The following is a 17,744-nucleotide window of genomic DNA, read 5'->3' as shown; positions in this document are numbered from 1 at the left end:
TATTAATTGCTATTCTATCTAGCGGGGAACTTACCGCCGAAGAGTAGATCTAAATAATGGAATGCTTCTTCATGATCATTGTCTTGATAGGCTTTGAGGGCCTTATTGGCTCGGGTAGCGGCAGTATTCAGCTTAGAAAGAGCCTCAGTCTTTTTGTAGTCGGACGAGCATGCTTGAAATCGGCCAGTTCTACCCTTGGGGTCATTCATTGCACACAGCTGGTTTCTATCTAAAAACTCTAGAAGCCAACAAATGTCCCATATTGCTATGAAGGAATCCTGTCCAGCCATGTGTTGTGCGGCACGCATTTCCAAGTAGAACGATGAAATAGGAACATTGCAGTAGTACTTCCAGGCCTTTATTAGGCGAGCTAGCTTCTTTGTTCCACCCTCTGCGCCCGCCTTTCTATTGCACTCATTCACATAGTCTAAGTGCTCCGTGGGTGCAGTCTCAATCCAGCCGCCGGCAGGCCCGGGGATCTCGTATACACTAGATGGTGTTGCCGACTTGATGAACCCAGGTAAAACCTCCCAGGTTTCGTCCCCATTTGCGAACTCAACCACGACTGCGGGACGACTGATGCGAACAGTCGTTGTGGGAAATGAGGCTGAGAGCGCATCCTTAACCCACTTTAGCGCAGTATCGGGGGTTGGCTGTGGGTTCCCAATGCCAATCAGAACATCGATATCGCTATGGTGGCGAACACCCGTGCCATGGTGAAATGACCCAGTCTCCCTCATGACAAAAATGGATAGGGCATTGCTAAGGGAGGTTTCGATGCGTGATCTATGCGCCTTGGCTGCGCTTAGCTGTGAGGACAGCGGAGTAAGTCGGCTCAGAAATTCGTCAAATCCTTGAGCCACTGTTCTAGGCATTAGTGTCACCCGTCATTATCCGAAGAATCGACATCGTACGTCTGTCCTCCATCTTTAATATTCTTTTGTGCGCGTTTGCGAGCCCAGCGGTTAGGGGGTTCCGCTGTCTTGTTCTGCTCATCGCGTCTTGCGGTAATCTCGGCAACTATTGCTCGCATTTCATCAATGTCGGACGTGGGTAAATCGAGTAGACGGGCTTGCCGTGCAGCCGTCTGTATCTCAAGGTAGGCGTTTGCTGCCGATGCTGCTTGATTGGTCCGATGACTAGCATTCACTGTTGTTAACACTGCACCAAAAGCCGCAGCGCCCAGGGCTAGCATGCCTGCCCAAAATGCGCTTGCGGTTGAAGCTAAGGCGGCTGCACCAGCGATAGCAGCCAATGCACTGGCAGGTATACCTAGCATCAGATTAATTCCGCGCCACTGTTTCGCTTGTTCAAACTGGTTCTGGGCGCTATACTTCGCGCTTTCCTCAAGTCGCTGTAGTTCGTCATCCAGTGCTCTACGTCGACCAGAATCTGAGTCGTTCACAGCTTGACACTACCGCGCTGGTATCACCGTGTGCTTGCAGCCATACTATCGCAAGGTGGTGACCGGAAACGCTTATCTTTCGCTACGCGAACGATACTGGCCTGCTGGTCACTCTGTAAGCGTGCCCGGTTTCGAAGTTGGATACCCGGCTTCACTCCTGACGATCGAGGGGCGCGGGCAGCGGCGGGCGGGCGTCGCCCGCCCGCTCATCGGCCCGCCGGAGGGTGCCGCAGAGGCTCCCGATTCCAGGGGACGCGCCGACCGAATCTCCTACGCCCAACAGTCGCGGGAGCACCGTCCGTACGGGGAGATTCGGTCGAGTGGGCGCGCGGACCCTGGAATCGCTGGAGGGGCGGCACCCGCACAATCCCGCGCCCCAACCTGAACATGCGAACGTGACGGGCATTCGGTAGCTAACCGGTCTGCGGGCTGGCTCGCCGATCGGGAGGCCGCTTAGCCCGGCTTGTGACCATTGAAATCGGTTGCACAATTGAGGCACTGGGCATGCAGAAGTCCGGACGTCGGATGCACAACCGGAGCATAACTGCGTACACCTCGGCAAAACCCACGCGCAGGGCGAACACATCATTCATCACCTTGTGCAACGGCGCGTTCCGTCCGCCCCGCCCCTGACCAAGGATGTCTCCGTGAATGGCGCTTCACTTGCCGAGGACACCAAAGGCCCCCTTCGGTGGTCTTTGGTGTCCTCGGCAAGTGAAGCAATAAGAACAGATCAGGGGCGGGGCGGACGGAAACGGAAGAGAGAAGCAAACTTTGGGATATGTGGGGAATAGGGGTTACGTGGGGTGTAGAACGTTGCGGTTGGGTGCATGGCGACGTGGTGTGACGAAGGGTGCGTTCGTGGCGGTTGAGTAGGTGGTGGCGTCCGGAGCGGGCACCGGGCACGCCTGGTGCGAACGCGGCGGCATGGGCGGTCCGGTCAGGTGCGTTAAGTCGCGTTGCTGGTCGGGTAGGTGACTTGGGCCGGTGCTGCGCTGCGGTCCGGTGGTGCTGGGCGCGCGCCGCATTGTGCGGGGCCGCCCCTCCAGCGATTCCAGGGACCGCGCCCGGCACGACCGAATTTCCCGCCTGACGGCAAGCACTGGAGCCGCGGGCAGGGGTAGGGAAATTCGGTCGTGCACGCCGTGGCGCGTCTCCTGGAATCTGGAGCCTCTGCGGCCCCTGGGCAGGCGGTGCGGGCAGGCCCCCGAGCGGCCTGCCCCGACAGAGCGCGGCGCGCGCCCAGAGAACTTCCACGCTCTGCCGGGACCCCACCCCCGCTTGACACGTACGTGTCAAACCCGTTGGGCCGCCGGTTGACACGTACGTGTCAATGCCCTCTTGTGAAGGACACCGGGACCATGACCGACTCCGACACCATCACCGGCCTACTCGTCACCGCCCTGGAAAACACCTGGGCCGCCATCCGCACCCGTCACCCCGACGTCCCCGAAGTCGTTCTCACCGTGGGGGCCGGGTCGATCGGCGGCAGTGACCTCACCCTCGGACACTTCGCCCAGAATCGATGGGTACGCGGCGAATATGAGCTCCACGAACTCTTCATCGGCGGTGAAGGACTTCAACGCGGCGCGACCGAGGTACTGGGCACGCTGTTGCACGAGGCCGCTCATGGTGTCGCGGTCACGCGCGGGATCAAGGACACCAGCCGCCAGGGCCGCTGGCACAACGACCGTTTCCGCATCCTCGGTGAAGAACTCGGGCTCACCCTCACCCAGCACTCGAAGATCGGATGGTCACTCACCACCGTCCCGGCACAGACCCGCGACCACTACCGCGAGGAACTGGACGAACTGGCGTTTGCGCTGGTGGCTTACCGCCGCCGCGAACCCGGTCGACGCGGCCGCACGTCGAACAACAACGGCCTGTCGGCCGAGTGCGACTGTGGACGTAAGATTCGGGTGTCGCGTAGCGTCTACGAACAGGCACCGATCCTCTGTGGCAATTGCGGGAGCGGTTTCGAGGCGGGCGCCTGAGAACCAGTCGGGCCCCAGATATGTGGAATAGCGAAAAGGTTCCGGTGGAAATCGGGCCTGAGCAAATTCTATGTGCTAGTTCATCCATGGACTTTGCGTGTCGCTTGGATTAGGAATTCAATTGACTTTCGAGTTTGTTCATCGGAAAGTTCAGCGTCATGCAGCTTCATTCGCCCTTCCCATGATCCAATTTGGACACGGAACTGATTATCATGCGCAATCCATACTTTTTCATCAAAACCTTTTTGAGGCTGGTAGGCCGCATCGGGTTCATCAATATTTCCACCGGGATGGTAGGTCATTGACAGCAGGCCTGCCCGCGATCCCGCCTGTGTTTCCGGTATGCAAACACTTGCGTACTCGACCGGTCGATCGAAATCGTTTTCACCCTCATATTTGACACTAAGGGATAAATCGCGTTGGAAGAATTCTGCAAACTCAGCGCATAGTTGCCCTCGGTTGTAGTCGGACTCGTTCGAATTACGAGTCAATCCGCAACCAGTTGACAGTGCAAGTAAGGCAATTGAACCCGCTACGAGGCTATAACGAACCATTGTCATACCATTTCCCAATCAGACTTGTCTCCGTCCAGCTTTGAAAAATCTTTAAAACTATCCCCTTTAGGAAGGGGCCACGTGTTGTCGGGTGATAGGCCGTCGACGGCTTTTGTGTTGGTTACCAGGTTCCCACCATGAATCTCCGCTTTTGCTAGAGCTGTCACTATATTTTGAATTAAATTCACAATTGTTCCTGTTAGTTCCTGTATTAGTCCAACAAAGGCTTCGAGGAACTGAAGGGACGCTAGCTTCGCAAGACCATCCTCAACGGCGTTGATCAAACTTAGAACATTTGTATGGAGATCCTTGTAAAAGTCGAGGACATCCGTGGCGAAGTCTTGGAGGATCTTGGCAGTCGATTTAGCGAATCCAACCATTCCAGTAAACGCCGGAAGCTGGTCTTTATAACGAACGTCCTCGTAGGCATCATGCCCATCGCCTCTCCAGTCACCCGACAGTCTAGCCGCGATGACAGAGTTTTTGGCGGTTTGTATGTCGTTTTCGATATTCCCCCACTCAGCTGCAATAGTGATGAGAGTGACGGGCAGATACATCCCTTCAATAAACTGCTTCAGACCAGGCTTATTGTTGGCGGGATCACCGTCGACACATTTGTTTATCGCGTCGATAATCTTGTTTTGATTCTTGTCGATAGTGATATTGATTACTAGAGCTGGAAGCGGGCTTCCTGTCAATGAGGTCGCGAAAGCGATCTCATTTTGTCGATCGTTAATGTTGCGTGCAGCGGTAGCCGCTAGATTTAGGATGTTTAGTTCTTTTTCCTTGATTGGATCGATGTAAGATCTTAACGTCTGCTGAGTTGTCACTTTTCCCCTTAATTCAAACCAGTGAAGGATTCTCGGTTCTGTTCCTCAGCAGCTTGGTAAGTCTCATGTCCAGTTAGAAGTACTTCGGCAACTGTATTGCATACCTTCCCGCCTTCATACAATCGGTCTCGCGCAAACGGGCTGACTACTGCGTAGTTCTTGTAGAATTCGCTGAATAGTCCCATTTCATTGGGGTTCAAACTCGTACTATTGCTGACCCTATTGGCGGCGCTATACATATGCAATTTAGCCATAAGCCAATTATCTGCGGCGCCCTTCAAGACCCCCAGCTTCAGTTCAAAAGCATCTGCCATCTCGCTACGACCTGCTTTCTATTAGTCGGTACTGATGCCGATCCTTCAATTCAGATAACTGCTCATCGGAGTATTGTGACCAATCGCCATGAATCGCAAATTTGAGCTGACTGGCTCTAATTTTGGCGGTGCACGCCAATATTTCACCTTCAATGGCATATGGATCGGTGCACCCTTGCCACTGGGGCCACACCCTGATAGACCGAATTGCTTCCTTGTCGCCGGAGATGATAACTACTGGTTCATCATCTACTATTGAGTATCCAGTGACTGTGTAATCGGTCAGATTGAACAGGCCATCTCGTATTTTGCAATACTGTGTCCACGTTTCGGCCTCCAGTAGAAGGATCAGCCTTTGTCGATGAGGAATGAAGTGCGCATGTGGATATGTCAAAGATGACTGATCGTAGTCGGATTGTTTAAACTGGCTTAGGTGTCTATTTACAGCGTGTCGGTACGCCGTAAGAAGCTCTCGGCCTACCTCGCTGGGGGAAACATAGTGCCGCCAATGGTTGCTGAATTCAAAACGTACAGGAAGTAAACCGTTGTCGACATCCATCGATACGAAGGAAGATCCTGATGCGTTAGGCTTTAATGTTTGATCTACCGTCGTAGGCTTTTGGATAGCAGCGGGTTTCCCGGGCGTAAAATAGAACTCGTCGTCTCGATCGTCGCTATTGAATCCGAAATTCACGTAGTTGATTGTCATCTTAGTAAACAAATCCCCCTGTCTACACCATTCAAGCCATTTTCGAGGACCTTATCATTGTTCGGTCAACTGGCCAACTTGAAGCATTGCCTTGCAAACACGGATCTGTGTGACGGTGGTAGGGTGCACAGGCTGGTGCGATACTGCTCTCGGTTTGTGCCCAGCGAACCTCCGCGCTCTGCCGGGACTGCCACCCTGTTGACACGTACGTGTCAATGTCTCCCGCGAAGGGTGCTAACACTCTCACCGCCTGCCTCGTCGCTGCCGAAGTACACAGTCAGTGACCGCAGCGCTCTGGAAGACTTTGGTCCGCCATCCGCACCCGCCATCCCGACGTGCCCGAGGTGGTACCAACCGTCAGGGTCGGATCGAACCGCGGCAGAGACCTCACCCTCAAGCACTTCTCCCAGAACCGGTGGGTAGACGGCGAGTAGGTCTCTAGCGCGATGCGGCCGACGTGCTCGGCACCCTGCTGCACGAGGCCGCCCACGGCGTCGCCGTCACACGCGGCAGCAAGGACGTCAGTCGTCAGGGCTGCCGACACAACGAACGCTTCCGCGCCCTGAGCGAAGAACTCGGGCTTACCTCACCCAGGACCTGAAGATCATCGGATGGTCGACCACCACCGTTCCACCGCAGACCAGCGACTACTACCGGCGGGAACTGGACGAACTGGGATTCGCGCTGGGGCCTACCGTCGCCGGGGATCGAACCGGCGTGGCGGCCCGCAGGTTCAACAACAACGGCGTGTCTGCTGAGTACGACTGCGGGCGCAAGATCCCAGGTCTCATGCAGCGTCTACGAGCAGGCACCGATCCTCTGCGGCAGTTTCAGGGCCGCGTTCGAGGTGGACGCCTGAGAGCCAGTCAGGTCATAAGTAGGTCAGAACAGCAGAAAGGCCCGGTGGAAACCGGGCCTGATCTGGTATTTCTCTGGTGCGCGATACTGGGATTGAACCAGTGACCTCTTCCGTGTCAGGGAAGCGCTCTCCCGCTGAGCTAATCGCGCGGGACCCCCACAGAGCGGATGACGGGATTCGAACCCGCGACCCTCACCTTGGCAAGGTGATGCGCTACCAGCTGCGCTACATCCGCACGTCCGGTGGCTTTTCGGCTCCGGCTCGCGAGGAAGAACCATAGCCACAACACCGTGAAGACTCCAAATCGGGCTGGTCTACGGCCCCTCGACCGGGTATTTCGTGCGTTTGTGCCCCTTTGTCCGTTGTGGCACAGTCGGTTCCCGAAGCAGGGTGGTGTGAAGGGAGGGGCAGCTCGGGGATGGCATCGGACCCGTCGCAGCCAACAGGGCAGGGATTCTTCTCGGTGACCGGCACGTCCGGTGACGTCTACTTCGTCGCGGGTAACCCGTACGGCACGGCGGGCGGGCGGTCGCGGCTGTTCCGGTGCCGCGACCGACACGGCCGCGAACGCGTCTACAAGCTGTACGGCACGGCCGTCACCGATGCGCACGCCATCGGATGGGCGGCCCGCGCAGCGCATTTCGGCCGCGAGATCGTGCTCCCGGCGGAACGGCGCGGGGGAGTAGCGGCCACACCCGAGAGCTCGATCGGCTGGCCGCTCGACCTGGTCCGACGCGACGGGGACCTGCTGGGCGCGATCCTGCCGCTGACGCCGGGTGAATTCCTCGAACCCGACGGGTCGCCGCTGACCCTGCACCGACTGTGCCTGGCCGGACAACAGCCGCCGGACGCGTATTACCGTGTCGCCGTGGCGATTCGGATCTGCGAGATCGCCACCGCGCTCGAGGAGCGCGATCTCGTCCACGGTGCGCTGTTCCCGCGAAACCTGCTCTGGAGCCGTTTTCAACCGCACGTCTACCTGCTCGAATGCGATGGCCTGCGGTACGGGCGGGTGGCCGCACCCGAGGGCATCCTGCTCGAGAAGTGGTGCGATCCAAGGCTTCTCACCGGAGCTGTCCCCGGGCCCGACCGCTTCAGCGACCGCTTCGGCGTGGCCGCCCTGCTGTACCGCTGCCTCTTCCTCGCCACCGAAGCCCCCGCCCGCGTCCGCAGCGGTTGGCGGGCACCGTCGGGCTTTCCGCCCGAGCTCGACCCCCGCCTGCGCGCCCTGTTCGACCGCGCCTTCACCGATCCCACCGCCACCGACGACCGCCCCCGCGCCAGCGAGTGGCTGGATGCGCTCCAGGACGCCTACCTGCTGGGCGACGGCTCGTTCTACAACCAGGCCGCGGTGGCCGTGCTCGACCGGCACACCCAGCGCGTCCGTGCGGAGGACACCACAGGGCCGATCGACACGGGATTCTCCGCGGCGGGGGACGCCGATCCGCCGAGGATCGACGCGACGGACGGTCCGGTCGCGACCGATGATCCGGGTGATCGGAGCACGACCGACGAGCCCGACGATCCGGTCGTGACCGACGAGCCGCACGGTTCGTACGCGGCGCGCTCACCGCTCGAGCGCGCCTGGCCGGTGGACGCCCATCGGCCTGCGCCGACACCCGCTGTGGCCCCGGTGAATACCGGCTCTCGTGGCACGGTGGTGCTGGCCCTCGTCGCGCTGGCCGTCGCGGGCATCGCTCTCGTCGCCGTCACCCTGCGCGAAACCGCCGCGCCCGACCTGACATCGTCGGCCACCAGTCAGCAGGCGCTCGCCCCCGAGGCCCGCGCTCCGGTCAGCACGGCTCCGGCCTTCGACTGGGGCACGCTGCAGTCGGCCACCACCGACACCACCCCGTTCACATCGGAAGCGCTGCTGCCGCACTCGTTCCGCGACGCCATGAACGTCGAGTACACGCTGCGCGCGGGCGGCGTCCAGGACTGTATCACCACGGAGATGTCGCAGAATGTCAAAGACATTCTGGCGCAGTACAACTGCACGCACATGGTCGCGGGCTCCTACGTCGACCACTCCAACCAGATCCTGGTCTCGGTGAACGTGCTCGCCCTGCCCACCAGCTCCGACGCCGACAGCCTCTACGAGACCATGAAGGGCCAAGTCCAGGACTGGGCGGTCTGGTGCCCGCAGCAGGGCCCCGGCGCATCGGTCTGCGACAGCTACATCGGCGCCGCCACCCGCAGCGGCTGGGGCTCCAAGAGCTACCGCTACGTCTACAAATCCACGGCCCTCTACATCAACCTGACCGAGGACACCGACATCACCGACTGGCTCGACGCCGCCGCCGAGGCCGCCGTCTCCGAGGCGGGGCCGGAGAACCACTGGCCCCGCTGACCCGAGCGCACCGAATTGGCCGACGGTCCGCCCGCCTGACAGGGTGGGGCCATGGTGAACGAGAGTCGTGGCGTGTTGGTGACGGGTGCTTCGCGGGGGATCGGCCGGGCGGTGGCGTCGGCCTTCGCCGCGCAGGGCGACCGGGTGGCGGTGCACTACTCCTCGCGTCGCGAGGACGCGGAGGCGACGTTGCGGCACCTGTCCGGGGACGGGCACACGCTGATCGGCGGTGACCTCGGCACGGCCGACGGCGCCGAGGCGATCGTGACGGCGGCGGTCGAGGCGCTCGGTACGGTGCACGTGCTGGTCAACAATGCGGCCGTGAATATCGCCCACCCGCTGGCGGAGACGGATTACGCGGACTGGCAGCGGATCTGGCGGCAGACCGTGGACGTGAACCTGCTCGGCACCGCGAATGTGTCGTACCAGGTGGCTCGGCACATGATCGATCGCGGTATCGCCGGGACCATTGTGAACATCGGTTCCCGCGGGGCCTTCCGCGGCGAACCCGACCACCCGGCCTACGGTGCCAGCAAGGCGGCCGTGCACGCGCTCGGACAGTCGCTGGCGGTGTCACTGGCCCCGCACGGTATCCGCGTGGCCTCGGTCGCTCCGGGTTTCGTCGCCACCGAGCGCGTCGCCGACCGGGTCACCGACGCGGTACGGGCGCAGAGCCCCTTCGGTCGCGTCGGCACCCCGGAGGAGATCGCCTCCGCTGTCCGCTATCTCGCCTCGCCGGATGCCGCGTGGACCTCCGGCGCGGTACTGGACGTCAACGGAGCGTCCTACCTGCGCTGAGTCAGCGCTTGTCCCGCAGTCCCAGGTCATGCGCCTTCGCCCGCACCGCCCCGAGGACGAGATGCCCGCTCTCGGTGAGCAGTTCCTGCACCTCGGCGGCGGTCCGACTGGCGGCGTCGGCCCCGACCCTGGACAGCCGCCGACCGCTGCGCCGCCCCACCCGGGACAGCTCCCGCGCCAACTCCCCGAATCCGCTCATCGAATCCGCACCTCCATTATCGAGCTGGTGAACGAGTGTTCCCTCACGGCTGATGGCCGCATGATCGAACAACCTCCACCAGTAGAAACATTCGCCATGTCAACGCAGGTTGAGAGTACGTCTGTTCACTGCTCGGTGCCAACCAGGCGATGAGTGGCGGGGCAACCGGAGTCGCGTGGGCAGCCGGGGTGGCGGCCGGTCATTCGTGCGACGGGTCCGCCGGAATCAGTTCGCGGCCTCGCGGGGTCGTATCAGCGGCACTCCCGACAGGCCCTGTGCGCACAGTTTCGCCGTCAGGTCGATCGCGTGGGACTTGGGAATCGGCCGGTCGGTATCGAGCCACTGCCGCGCGGTGAACCGGCAGATTCCCACCAGGCCGGCCGCCAGCACGCGGACCCGAGCCACATCCGCCCCGAGGTCGCGGGTCAACAGCCCCGCGACCGCCATGACGCAGTTGTCGATGGCGTGGTCGACGCGCACGCGCACCTCCGGCTCGCTCGGCACCTCGGTTTCGAACACCATGCGGAACCCGTCGGGGTCGCTGTCGATGAAATCGAAGTAGACCGCGACCGCGGACCGGGTGCGGGTCCGATTGTCGCCGGGAGCGGTCAGCGCGGAGCGAATGTCGTCGACCAACCGGTCCAGTCGCGACTGGATCACCGCGAGGTACAGGTCGATCTTGCTCGGAAAGTGCTTGTACACGGTGGGTTTGCTGATCCCCGCGCCGTCGGCGATCTCGTCCATCTGGGCCGCGTGGTACCCGCGACGGCCGAAGATCCCGGACGCCGCCGCCAGCACCCGCAGGCGCTGCGCCGCCCGCTCCGCCCGCTGATCCGCACCGAGGCGCGGACGGTCCTGCACGTGCGGCGGCCCAGCGCACTCCCTGCTCACCGACTGTGTCATCTCACCTCCGCAAACGCACCGACCTCGCCTATCGGCATCCGTGAGAGCCTGGCGGCATTGTTGGCGACATGTCAACAAGATGTGAGCAATCTGTCGCAGCGTGCTAGACATGCACCCTGGACGCCGAACGGAAAGCAGGTGGCAGCCGATGCCGAAGATCGTCGTGTTCGGGGCGACCGGGTACACCGGACGCCTGACCGCCGAAGCCCTGATCGCACACGGTGATTCACCGGTGCTGGCCGGACGTGATGCCGCCGCGCTGGCGACGCTCGCCGCCGAACTCGGCGGCGCCGCGACCGCCGTCGCCGATGCCGCCGACCCCGCCTCGGTGACCGCCCTGCTCGAGCGTGGCGACGTGCTCGTGACGACGGTCGGGCCCTTCCTGCGCCACGGCGGTCCGGCCCTGGCCGCCGCGCTGGCCGCCGGAGCCCACTACCTCGACTCGACCGGCGAGGGCCCGTTCGTCCGCACCGTGTTCGACCACGACGAGCAGGCCCGCGCCGCCGGGGTGGCGCTGCTGACCGCGCTCGGATTCGATTACGTCCCAGGCAATCTGGCCGCCGGACTGGCGCTGCGCGAGGCGCCCTCGGCGGTCCGCGTCGACGTCGGCTATTTCATGGACGGTCCCGCCACCAGTGGTGGCACTCGCGCCTCGGTGGCCGGGATGCTCTTCGAGCGCGGCTTCGCCCTGCGCGACGGGAAGGTCGTCACCGAACCCGCCGCCGCGCACCTGCGCGACTTCGACGTCGCCGGAAAACCCCGCACCGCCGTCTCCATTCCCGGCTCCGAGCACTTCGCCCTGCCGCGCACCCACCCGAACCTGCGCTCGATCGACGTGTTCCTCGGCCTGCCGCGGGTCGCTGCCCACGGCCTGCGGCTCGGTTCGAGACTCGCCGCCACCGCGGCGCAACTCCCGCCGCTGAAACACGGACTCGAATCCGCACTGGCGCGAATCGTCAAGGGCTCCACCGGAGGCCCCGACGCCCGCACTCGCGCCCGCATCCGCGGCTGGGTCGTCGCCGAAGCCTACGACGTCTCCGACCACCTCCTGGCCTCGGTCACCCTCACCGGCGGCGACCCCTACGAATTCACCGCTCACCTGCTGGCCTGGGCCGCACACACGGCCCTGAACGACGGCCTGCTCACCACCGGCGCTCTGGGCCCGGTCGAGGCATTCGGCCTGGACGCCCTGCACGCCGCCGTCGACGAAGCCGGTTGGACCCGTATGGGCTGATGGGTGCACGACAGCAGAAAGGCCCGGTGAAAACCGGGCCTGATCTGGTATTTCTTGGTGCGCGATACTGGGATTGAACCAGTGACCTCTTCCGTGTCAGGGAAGCGCTCTCCCGCTGAGCTAATCGCGCGAGTCTTGTCTCTTCATGAAGAAGAGGCGGCGACGGGAATCGAACCCGTGTGCACGGCTTTGCAGGCCGTTGCCTCACCACTCGGCCACACCGCCAAGCAGGCCGTGTTGGCCTCTCGAGCGGATGACGGGATTCGAACCCGCGACCCTCACCTTGGCAAGGTGATGCGCTACCAGCTGCGCTACATCCGCATGTCACCTCGGGCGCCTCTCGGCTGTCCCGCTGACGAGAGAGAACATTAGCCGACAATCGGCGTCGGCAACAAATCGCCTGGTAGGAGGGGGTGAAACCGAACTACACCGGTGTAGTTCACGCACCCGCAAACGCACCGCCACACGGTGCTCGCCCATCCGGGGTCCGGCGGTCACCGAACCATGCGAGGCTCCGCCGGTTGCCTTACCGGCGACACCCCCGGGCGAGTCCCCTGCCGCCCCGGTCGAACCCACCTTTTGTGCCCATATGCACGCGATTTGGTGTGACGCCGGGGGAGCGTGTTAATGTTCTGTCTCGTTCGGAGCGGCACGAAGAGCCGAGACGAACAGCCGCTCCGGCGGCGGGCTACGGTTCTATAGCTCAGTGGGAGAGCACTCGCCTCACACGCGAGGGGTCGCTGGTTCGAACCCAGCTAGAACCACTCGAGAAGAAGCCGTAGGTCAGTGACCTACGGCTTCTTCTGTTTTCTGGCGGCGATGCGAAGCCGGTGTCCTCGAGCCGCGCCGCACCCGCGTGGCGGAGGTGGGTCGTCGAGATCGGTTGAGCTACTTGGCGTAATCGCTCGCGCCCCACCAGTCGACGAGGATCACCTCCTCGTCGCCGACCACCCAGGCGTCGTGTCCGGAGGGCAGTGCGGTGACCTGTCCGGGCCCGGCGTCGAATTCGGTGCCGTCGGCCATCTGAATGTGGATCGTGCCCGCCACGTGGTATTGGAAGTGCGGGGCCAGGCACCAGTCCGTGCCCGCGACCGGCTTGACGTGCTCGGACCACCGCCAGCCGGGTCGCAGGACGAGCCTGCCGATCTCCCGGCCGCCGACCTTCAGGATCTCGGCCCGGCCGTATTCGAAGGCGCGCACCTCGTCGGGTGCGGCGAAATCACGATGTTCGGTGTTCATCGCGCTCACTGATCCCATGCTTGGACGCCGGTCTCCCGGATGATGCGGCCGTCGGCGAGATCCAGGGTGGCCGCGCACAGCACCCGGGTGCCGTCCGGGTACCGGCAGGACTCGAAGAAGTTCACCGTCACCCCGTCGGTGACGGCGTGCTGGATCTCATGTGTCATCTCCCGCCCGCACACATCGTCCAGATAAGCCCCGATCTGGTCGCGGCCGCGCAGGACGAGCGGGTGGCTCGGCGGATTGTTCTGGTCGATGAGCCGGATCTCCGCGTCCTCGGCGTAGAGCGCGCGCAATCCCGCCGCATCGCGCTCCTCGGTGCTGCGGCGGAATTCGTCGAGATCGAATCCCCGGGCGGCTTCGGTGCTGCTCATGATGCCCCTCTTCTTGGTGTTTTCGCTGGCGGAGGAAGTGTGCGCGGCTTCCGTCAAATGCCCGTCAACCCCGATCCGGCAGCACGTCGGGGGTTGCCAGCACGGTGCCGGGGGCAGAGACTGAAGTCTCGCGGAGAGGGCGCGCGATGCTGCGGATACAGGTCCTCGGCCCACTGCGGGTCGAACTCGACGGAAGATCGGTGGAACTGCCGGATCGGCGGCAACGCGTGTGCGCCCTGCTGGCCTGGCTCGCCGTCCACCCCGGCCCGCATCACCGTTCGCGCCTGGCGGGCGAGTTCTGGCCGGAGGTCCCGGAAGCCAATGCGCGAGCCAGCCTCCGCAGCGCGGTGTGGGCATTGCGAGCCGCGCTGGGCCCGGCGGGCGTTTGCCTCGAAGCGGACCGCGATACCGTGCGCCTCGGCGGCGACCCATGGGTTGACCTCGCGGAGTTCGATCGTTTGGCCACCTCCGGCGATTGCGTCGCGGCTGTGGACCTGTGCCGTGGCGAACTGCTGGCCGGGTGGCACGAGGACTGGGTCCTCGAGCTGCGCACCGAGCACGCTCGTCGGCTGGCCGCGGCGCTGGGCGACTTGGCCGCTCGCGCCGAGGCCGGTATCAGGACCGGGCCTGTGACCGGGGCCAGGGGTGAATCCGGGACCGAGACAGAGCCCGGGGCCGAGGGAAGTGTGCGAGCCGCCATCGGCTGGGCCCGTCGGCGCGTCGACCTCGACCCGGCGAACGAATGCGCCGGACGGGAGCTGATCCGGCTCCTCTGCCTCGCCGGGGACGAGCAGGGTGCGATAGCGGCCTACGCACGTCTGCGACGGGCATTGAGCACGGAACTGGACTTGCGCCCCTCCGCCGAGACGACAGCCCTCATCCACCGGCTCCGCCCACACGAACCGGTGCTCGCCCCGTGGACCCCGCCTGTGCAGCCCCGTCCGGAGTTCATCGGGCGCACTCGTGAACTGGAGCAACTGCGAAAGTGCCTGGCACGCACCGAAACCGGCCTCGGCCTGGTCGCCACCATCACGGGCGAGGGCGGCATAGGCAAGACAGCGCTGACCGAGGAGATACTGGACGCCGCAGCACATCACGGCGCCCGGACCGCGGGCGGTGCGGCCGGTGGCCCCGGCGGAATGCCCTTCGAGGTGTGGTCGGCACTGTTGACCGACCTGCTCGCCGCTACCGACCCGCTACCCCCGGGAGCGCCCTGGGTCGCCGATCTCGCCCGCCTGGTCCCCGCCGTAGCGCGCCGAGCCCCCGCCGTCGGACCGGAGCACGATCGCATCCGCCTGTTCGAAGCGGTGATCGCCCTGCTGGGCACCCTGTCCGCACGCCACCCGCTGGCGCTCGCCCTGGAGGACCTGCACCTCGCCGACCCCTCCAGCCTGGACCTCCTGGGCTACGTGACCCGTCGAATCACCCGCCTGCCAATCCTTTTCGTCGTCACCCGCCGCCGTCTTCCACCGAGCCCGCGCGCCGAGGCAGTATTGGGCGCACTCCGCGCCAAGGGCGCCCTGGCGGCCGAAATAGAGTTGGGACCAATGGATTCCGCTGAGATCCGTGCCCTCGCACAGCTCACCGCGGTCCGGACCGCGACCGGGATGCCCGCTGCCCACGCTCGGGTCGAACCGATCGCCGCGACGGGTCCCGCCGAGACGACGGCCTACCGGACTCCCACCGAGCCGTCCACGGTAATCGCTGTGGCTGAGCTGTCCTCCGCATCTGATCCTGCTGAGCGGGGCGGCGCGCTGAGCCCGGCGCAGCTGGCGGGGGTCATCGCGGTGGCGGGTGGCAGCCCGCTGCTCGCTGTGGCCGCCGCGCGGCAGTTCGCCCTCGGCAACGAAGGTTTCGCCACGGATCTGCGTGCTGCGACTCGGGCGGAGTTGGCGCGATTGAGCGGGTCCGCTCGGCTGTTCGTGGAGCTGGTGGCTGTGGCCGGGCACGATGTGGGTCGCGCGGAGATCGTGCGCCTGCCCGCGCTGGGCGATGCGGATCGCGCGGCCACCGAGGCCCTGGGGTCGGGGCTGTTACGAATTCGGGAGGGAGCCATCGGGTTTCGGCATGAGCGGCTGCGAGTGGCGGTGTACGAGGATATCGCCGAACCGCTACGGGCCCGGATGCACGAGGATCTGGCCGCTGTGTTGCGGGCGCGGGGCGTGCCGGGCACACGGCGCGCCGCCGAGATCGCGGGACATCTGCGCAAGGCCGGTCGCGATGATCTGGCGGTCGGCCACCTTGTTCACGCGGCCGCCGAAGCCCGTGCGATGGCGGCGCTCGCCGAGGCTGCCGGCTTCCTTCGTGAGGCACTCGAGGTGGAGCCGGACAACCCTGACGCGTTGATCGAATTGGGTGAGGTGGAGGCGTGGCGCGGGCGATTGGATGCCTCCGATGCCGCGTTCGACCGGGCGCTGCGGCTGCTCTCGCCGCAGGACACCGGCGCGTTGGTCGCCGCCTGGCTACGGCGCGGAATGTGGTTGCGCGGCGGTATCTGTCATCCGCGCGAGTCGCGGCGTTCCTACCGTGCGGCACTGGATCTGCTCGAACGCGAAACGGATTCGGATCCCACCATCCGGGCCGCGGTGCTGGCGGGACTGGCGTGGGCCGAATCGGTGGCGGGTGACCCGGGTGCGGTCGCCGAACTGCTCGGTGCGGTGGGCGAACTCATGGACGGCAGAGCTATCGGTGACCTGCTCTCCCATGACGTGGAGATCGCACGCGCGCACGCCCTGCTGCGTGCCGGTCGGTTCACCGAGAGTTTCGGCCCGCTGCTCGACGCGGCGGCAGCGGCAGACCGGGCGGGGCGACCCGATCTGGCGTACAGCTGCCTGATCAATGCGGCGGGTGCGGCGGCGTGCGCCGGAAAGTTCGAGCGGGCGCTGGATTTCGCCGATCGGTGCCTGTCGCTGGTGGTGCCGAACGATCTGCTGCGACTGGTCGTCTATACCCAGTCCGGTCGCTGCGCGCTGCTGCTGCGGCTCGACCGGGTGCCCGAAGCCCGTGCGGCGCTGGACGGAGCGGCGGCGGCAGCGGAACGTCTCGGTAGCGCGGATCTGGCGGGACTCGTGCGGCACGATCGAGGTCTGCTCGCTCGGGCGTGCGGGGATCCGGACGAGGCCATCGCACAGTTCCGGCGGGCGCTGAATTCCGACGCGCCGATCAGCCGAGCGCTGACCAGGCTGCACTGCGCCGAAATGCTGACCCGCACGGGAGATCTCACGGCGGCGGAGGAAGAGCTCCGGGAGGTCGCCCTGGAACCCGTGACGGCGGGCGACTTTCCCGACATCCTGGTGGCGCGGATGCAGCGCATCCAGGGCCTGATCGCCCTCGCCCGCGATGATCGGGGGCTGGCCGTGATGCGCCTGCGGCAGGCGGAGCGTGCCTGGCGGCGGCGCGTGGACGCGGGAAGCCTTACCGGGGAACGCTATTCGGCGGCCATCGTCGATCTGGGCCGTCCACCGCTGGCCGCCTTCGTGGAGCCCGAACGTGAGCTCGCCCTTGTGCTCGCGGATCTGTCATCCGTCGACGCCGCCGGGAGCGACCATGCCGAGCTTCGATGACCACGCGCACAGCGCCGCCGCTCCAGAGGATGTCTGGCAGCTGCTCTACGACCCCGGCCGGTTCCCCGAATGGTGGGCGGGCATCGGATCCGTCGATCCCGCACCGGATGCCCAGCCGGACCGATACACCATGTACCCCGACGGCTATCCCGACTTCCCGATGCCCCAGACGCTGCGCACCGACCGGCACGACCGCCGCGTGATCATATCCTGTCTGATCTCGGACCTGCGCTTCGAGTGGCGTCTGGTGCCCGCACCTTCCGGCACCGACATACACGTCCACGTCGAGCTGCCGGATACCGAGGCCGCCCGGCTGGAGACCCAGCGAAGGATCGTCCGGGATTCGGTGTCCGCCCTGGCCGCGCTCGCGGCAGGCGGACACCACTCCGCCGGGTCTGCCTCGCCGCGCGCCTAGCATG

The 17,744-nt window shown here is 64.3% G+C and carries 15 protein-coding genes and 6 tRNA genes; 7 read left to right on the top strand and 14 right to left on the bottom strand.

The features are described from left to right. Positions 1-14: 14 nt before the first annotated feature. Positions 15-875 carry an SMODS domain-containing nucleotidyltransferase gene (locus ON31_RS36115; protein ID WP_169335063.1) on the bottom strand — a complete coding sequence of 287 codons (861 nt, stop codon included), beginning with the start codon at positions 873-875 and terminating at the stop codon, positions 15-17. Positions 876-880: 5 nt separating this feature from the next. Next, positions 881-1,405 carry an SLATT domain-containing protein gene (locus tag ON31_RS36110; protein ID WP_081592921.1) on the bottom strand — a complete coding sequence of 175 codons (525 nt, stop codon included), beginning with the start codon at positions 1,403-1,405 and terminating at the stop codon, positions 881-883. Positions 1,406-2,766: 1,361 nt separating this feature from the next. Here ON31_RS36110 and ON31_RS32915 point away from each other — a divergent pair. Further along, positions 2,767-3,399: a hypothetical protein gene (locus ON31_RS32915; RefSeq protein ID WP_039819186.1), complete on the top strand. Its 633-nt coding sequence runs from the start codon at positions 2,767-2,769 to the stop codon at positions 3,397-3,399. Positions 3,400-3,479: 80 nt separating this feature from the next. Here ON31_RS32915 and ON31_RS37195 read toward each other — a convergent pair whose 3' ends face one another. The 5 genes from ON31_RS37195 to ON31_RS32900 all read right to left on the bottom strand — a co-directional run bounded on the left by ON31_RS37195 (position 3,480) and on the right by ON31_RS32900 (position 6,900). Continuing rightward, positions 3,480-3,959 (bottom strand): hypothetical protein, encoded by a 480-nt coding sequence (locus ON31_RS37195; protein ID WP_147287143.1) that lies wholly within the window; start codon positions 3,957-3,959, stop codon positions 3,480-3,482. Continuing rightward, entirely contained in the window at positions 3,956-4,783 is an 828-nt protein-coding gene (locus tag ON31_RS37190; protein WP_147287144.1) for a hypothetical protein, read from the bottom strand. Before ON31_RS37190 ends, ON31_RS37195 begins: the two co-directional genes overlap by 4 nt. Before the next feature lie 318 nt (positions 4,784-5,101). Then, the gene (locus ON31_RS37185) at positions 5,102-5,806 is read right to left on the bottom strand and encodes a hypothetical protein (RefSeq protein ID WP_157533839.1); all 705 of its coding nucleotides are present in this window, start codon (positions 5,804-5,806) and stop codon (positions 5,102-5,104) included. A gap of 933 nt (positions 5,807-6,739) precedes the next feature. After that, a tRNA-Val gene (locus ON31_RS32905) sits at positions 6,740-6,814 on the bottom strand. Positions 6,815-6,827: 13 nt separating this feature from the next. Next, positions 6,828-6,900 (bottom strand) — tRNA-Gly (locus ON31_RS32900). Between the two features lie 228 nt (positions 6,901-7,128). Between ON31_RS32900 and ON31_RS32895 the strand changes: the two genes are divergently transcribed. Beyond that, entirely contained in the window at positions 7,129-9,015 is a 1,887-nt protein-coding gene (locus ON31_RS32895) for a hypothetical protein (RefSeq protein WP_039819134.1), read from the top strand. A 51-nt stretch (positions 9,016-9,066) separates the two neighbouring features. Continuing rightward, a complete protein-coding gene (locus tag ON31_RS32890; RefSeq protein ID WP_039819132.1) occupies positions 9,067-9,813 on the top strand; it encodes an SDR family NAD(P)-dependent oxidoreductase in 747 nt (248 codons plus the stop codon). 1 nt (position 9,814) lies between these two features. On the opposite strand, the gene ON31_RS32885 is transcribed toward ON31_RS32890, so the two are convergent. Beyond that, positions 9,815-10,012 (bottom strand): hypothetical protein, encoded by a 198-nt coding sequence (locus ON31_RS32885; protein ID WP_029924169.1) that lies wholly within the window; start codon positions 10,010-10,012, stop codon positions 9,815-9,817. 225 nt (positions 10,013-10,237) lie between these two features. Beyond that, on the bottom strand, positions 10,238-10,915 hold the full coding sequence (locus tag ON31_RS32880) for a TetR/AcrR family transcriptional regulator (RefSeq protein ID WP_081592920.1): 678 nt from the start codon (positions 10,913-10,915) through the stop codon (positions 10,238-10,240). Between the two features lie 148 nt (positions 10,916-11,063). On the opposite strand from ON31_RS32880, the gene ON31_RS32875 reads away from it, so the two are divergent. Beyond that, the gene (locus ON31_RS32875) at positions 11,064-12,149 is read left to right on the top strand and encodes a saccharopine dehydrogenase family protein (protein ID WP_039819130.1); all 1,086 of its coding nucleotides are present in this window, start codon (positions 11,064-11,066) and stop codon (positions 12,147-12,149) included. A gap of 55 nt (positions 12,150-12,204) precedes the next feature. On the opposite strand, the gene ON31_RS32870 is transcribed toward ON31_RS32875, so the two are convergent. The 3 genes from ON31_RS32870 to ON31_RS32860 all read right to left on the bottom strand — a co-directional run bounded on the left by ON31_RS32870 (position 12,205) and on the right by ON31_RS32860 (position 12,470). Next, positions 12,205-12,279: transfer RNA gene (locus ON31_RS32870), tRNA-Val, on the bottom strand. A 24-nt stretch (positions 12,280-12,303) separates the two neighbouring features. Continuing rightward, positions 12,304-12,374 (bottom strand) — tRNA-Cys (locus ON31_RS32865). Between the two features lie 23 nt (positions 12,375-12,397). Then, positions 12,398-12,470 (bottom strand) — tRNA-Gly (locus ON31_RS32860). 371 nt (positions 12,471-12,841) lie between these two features. Between ON31_RS32860 and ON31_RS32855 the strand changes: the two genes are divergently transcribed. Continuing rightward, positions 12,842-12,913: transfer RNA gene (locus ON31_RS32855), tRNA-Val, on the top strand. A gap of 124 nt (positions 12,914-13,037) precedes the next feature. Here ON31_RS32855 and ON31_RS32850 read toward each other — a convergent pair. Together ON31_RS32850 and ON31_RS32845 are read right to left on the bottom strand one after the other, a co-directional pair. Next, positions 13,038-13,388, bottom strand: coding sequence for a cupin domain-containing protein (locus ON31_RS32850; protein WP_039819129.1), 351 nt, complete (start codon positions 13,386-13,388; stop codon positions 13,038-13,040). Between the two features lie 5 nt (positions 13,389-13,393). Next, complete coding sequence (locus ON31_RS32845) at positions 13,394-13,762, bottom strand: nuclear transport factor 2 family protein (protein ID WP_039819185.1); 369 nt, start codon at positions 13,760-13,762, stop codon at positions 13,394-13,396. A 146-nt stretch (positions 13,763-13,908) separates the two neighbouring features. Here ON31_RS32845 and ON31_RS32840 point away from each other — a divergent pair, with 146 nt between their 5' ends. Both ON31_RS32840 and ON31_RS32835 read left to right on the top strand, forming a co-directional pair. After that, complete coding sequence (locus ON31_RS32840) at positions 13,909-17,325, top strand: ATP-binding protein (protein ID WP_039819128.1); 3,417 nt, start codon at positions 13,909-13,911, stop codon at positions 17,323-17,325. Beyond that, positions 17,309-17,740 (top strand): SRPBCC family protein, encoded by a 432-nt coding sequence (locus tag ON31_RS32835; protein ID WP_051038226.1) that lies wholly within the window; start codon positions 17,309-17,311, stop codon positions 17,738-17,740. The genes ON31_RS32840 and ON31_RS32835 overlap by 17 nt, the downstream gene beginning before the upstream one ends. Positions 17,741-17,744: the final 4 nt, after the last annotated feature.

It is taken from the genome of Nocardia otitidiscaviarum NBRC 14405 (genome assembly GCF_000308635.1).
In the GTDB taxonomy this organism is placed as follows: Bacteria; Actinomycetota; Actinomycetes; order Mycobacteriales; family Mycobacteriaceae; genus Nocardia; species Nocardia otitidiscaviarum.
Note: the sequence above shows the minus strand (reverse complement) of the source record. Positions and strands in the feature narration are given on the sequence as shown.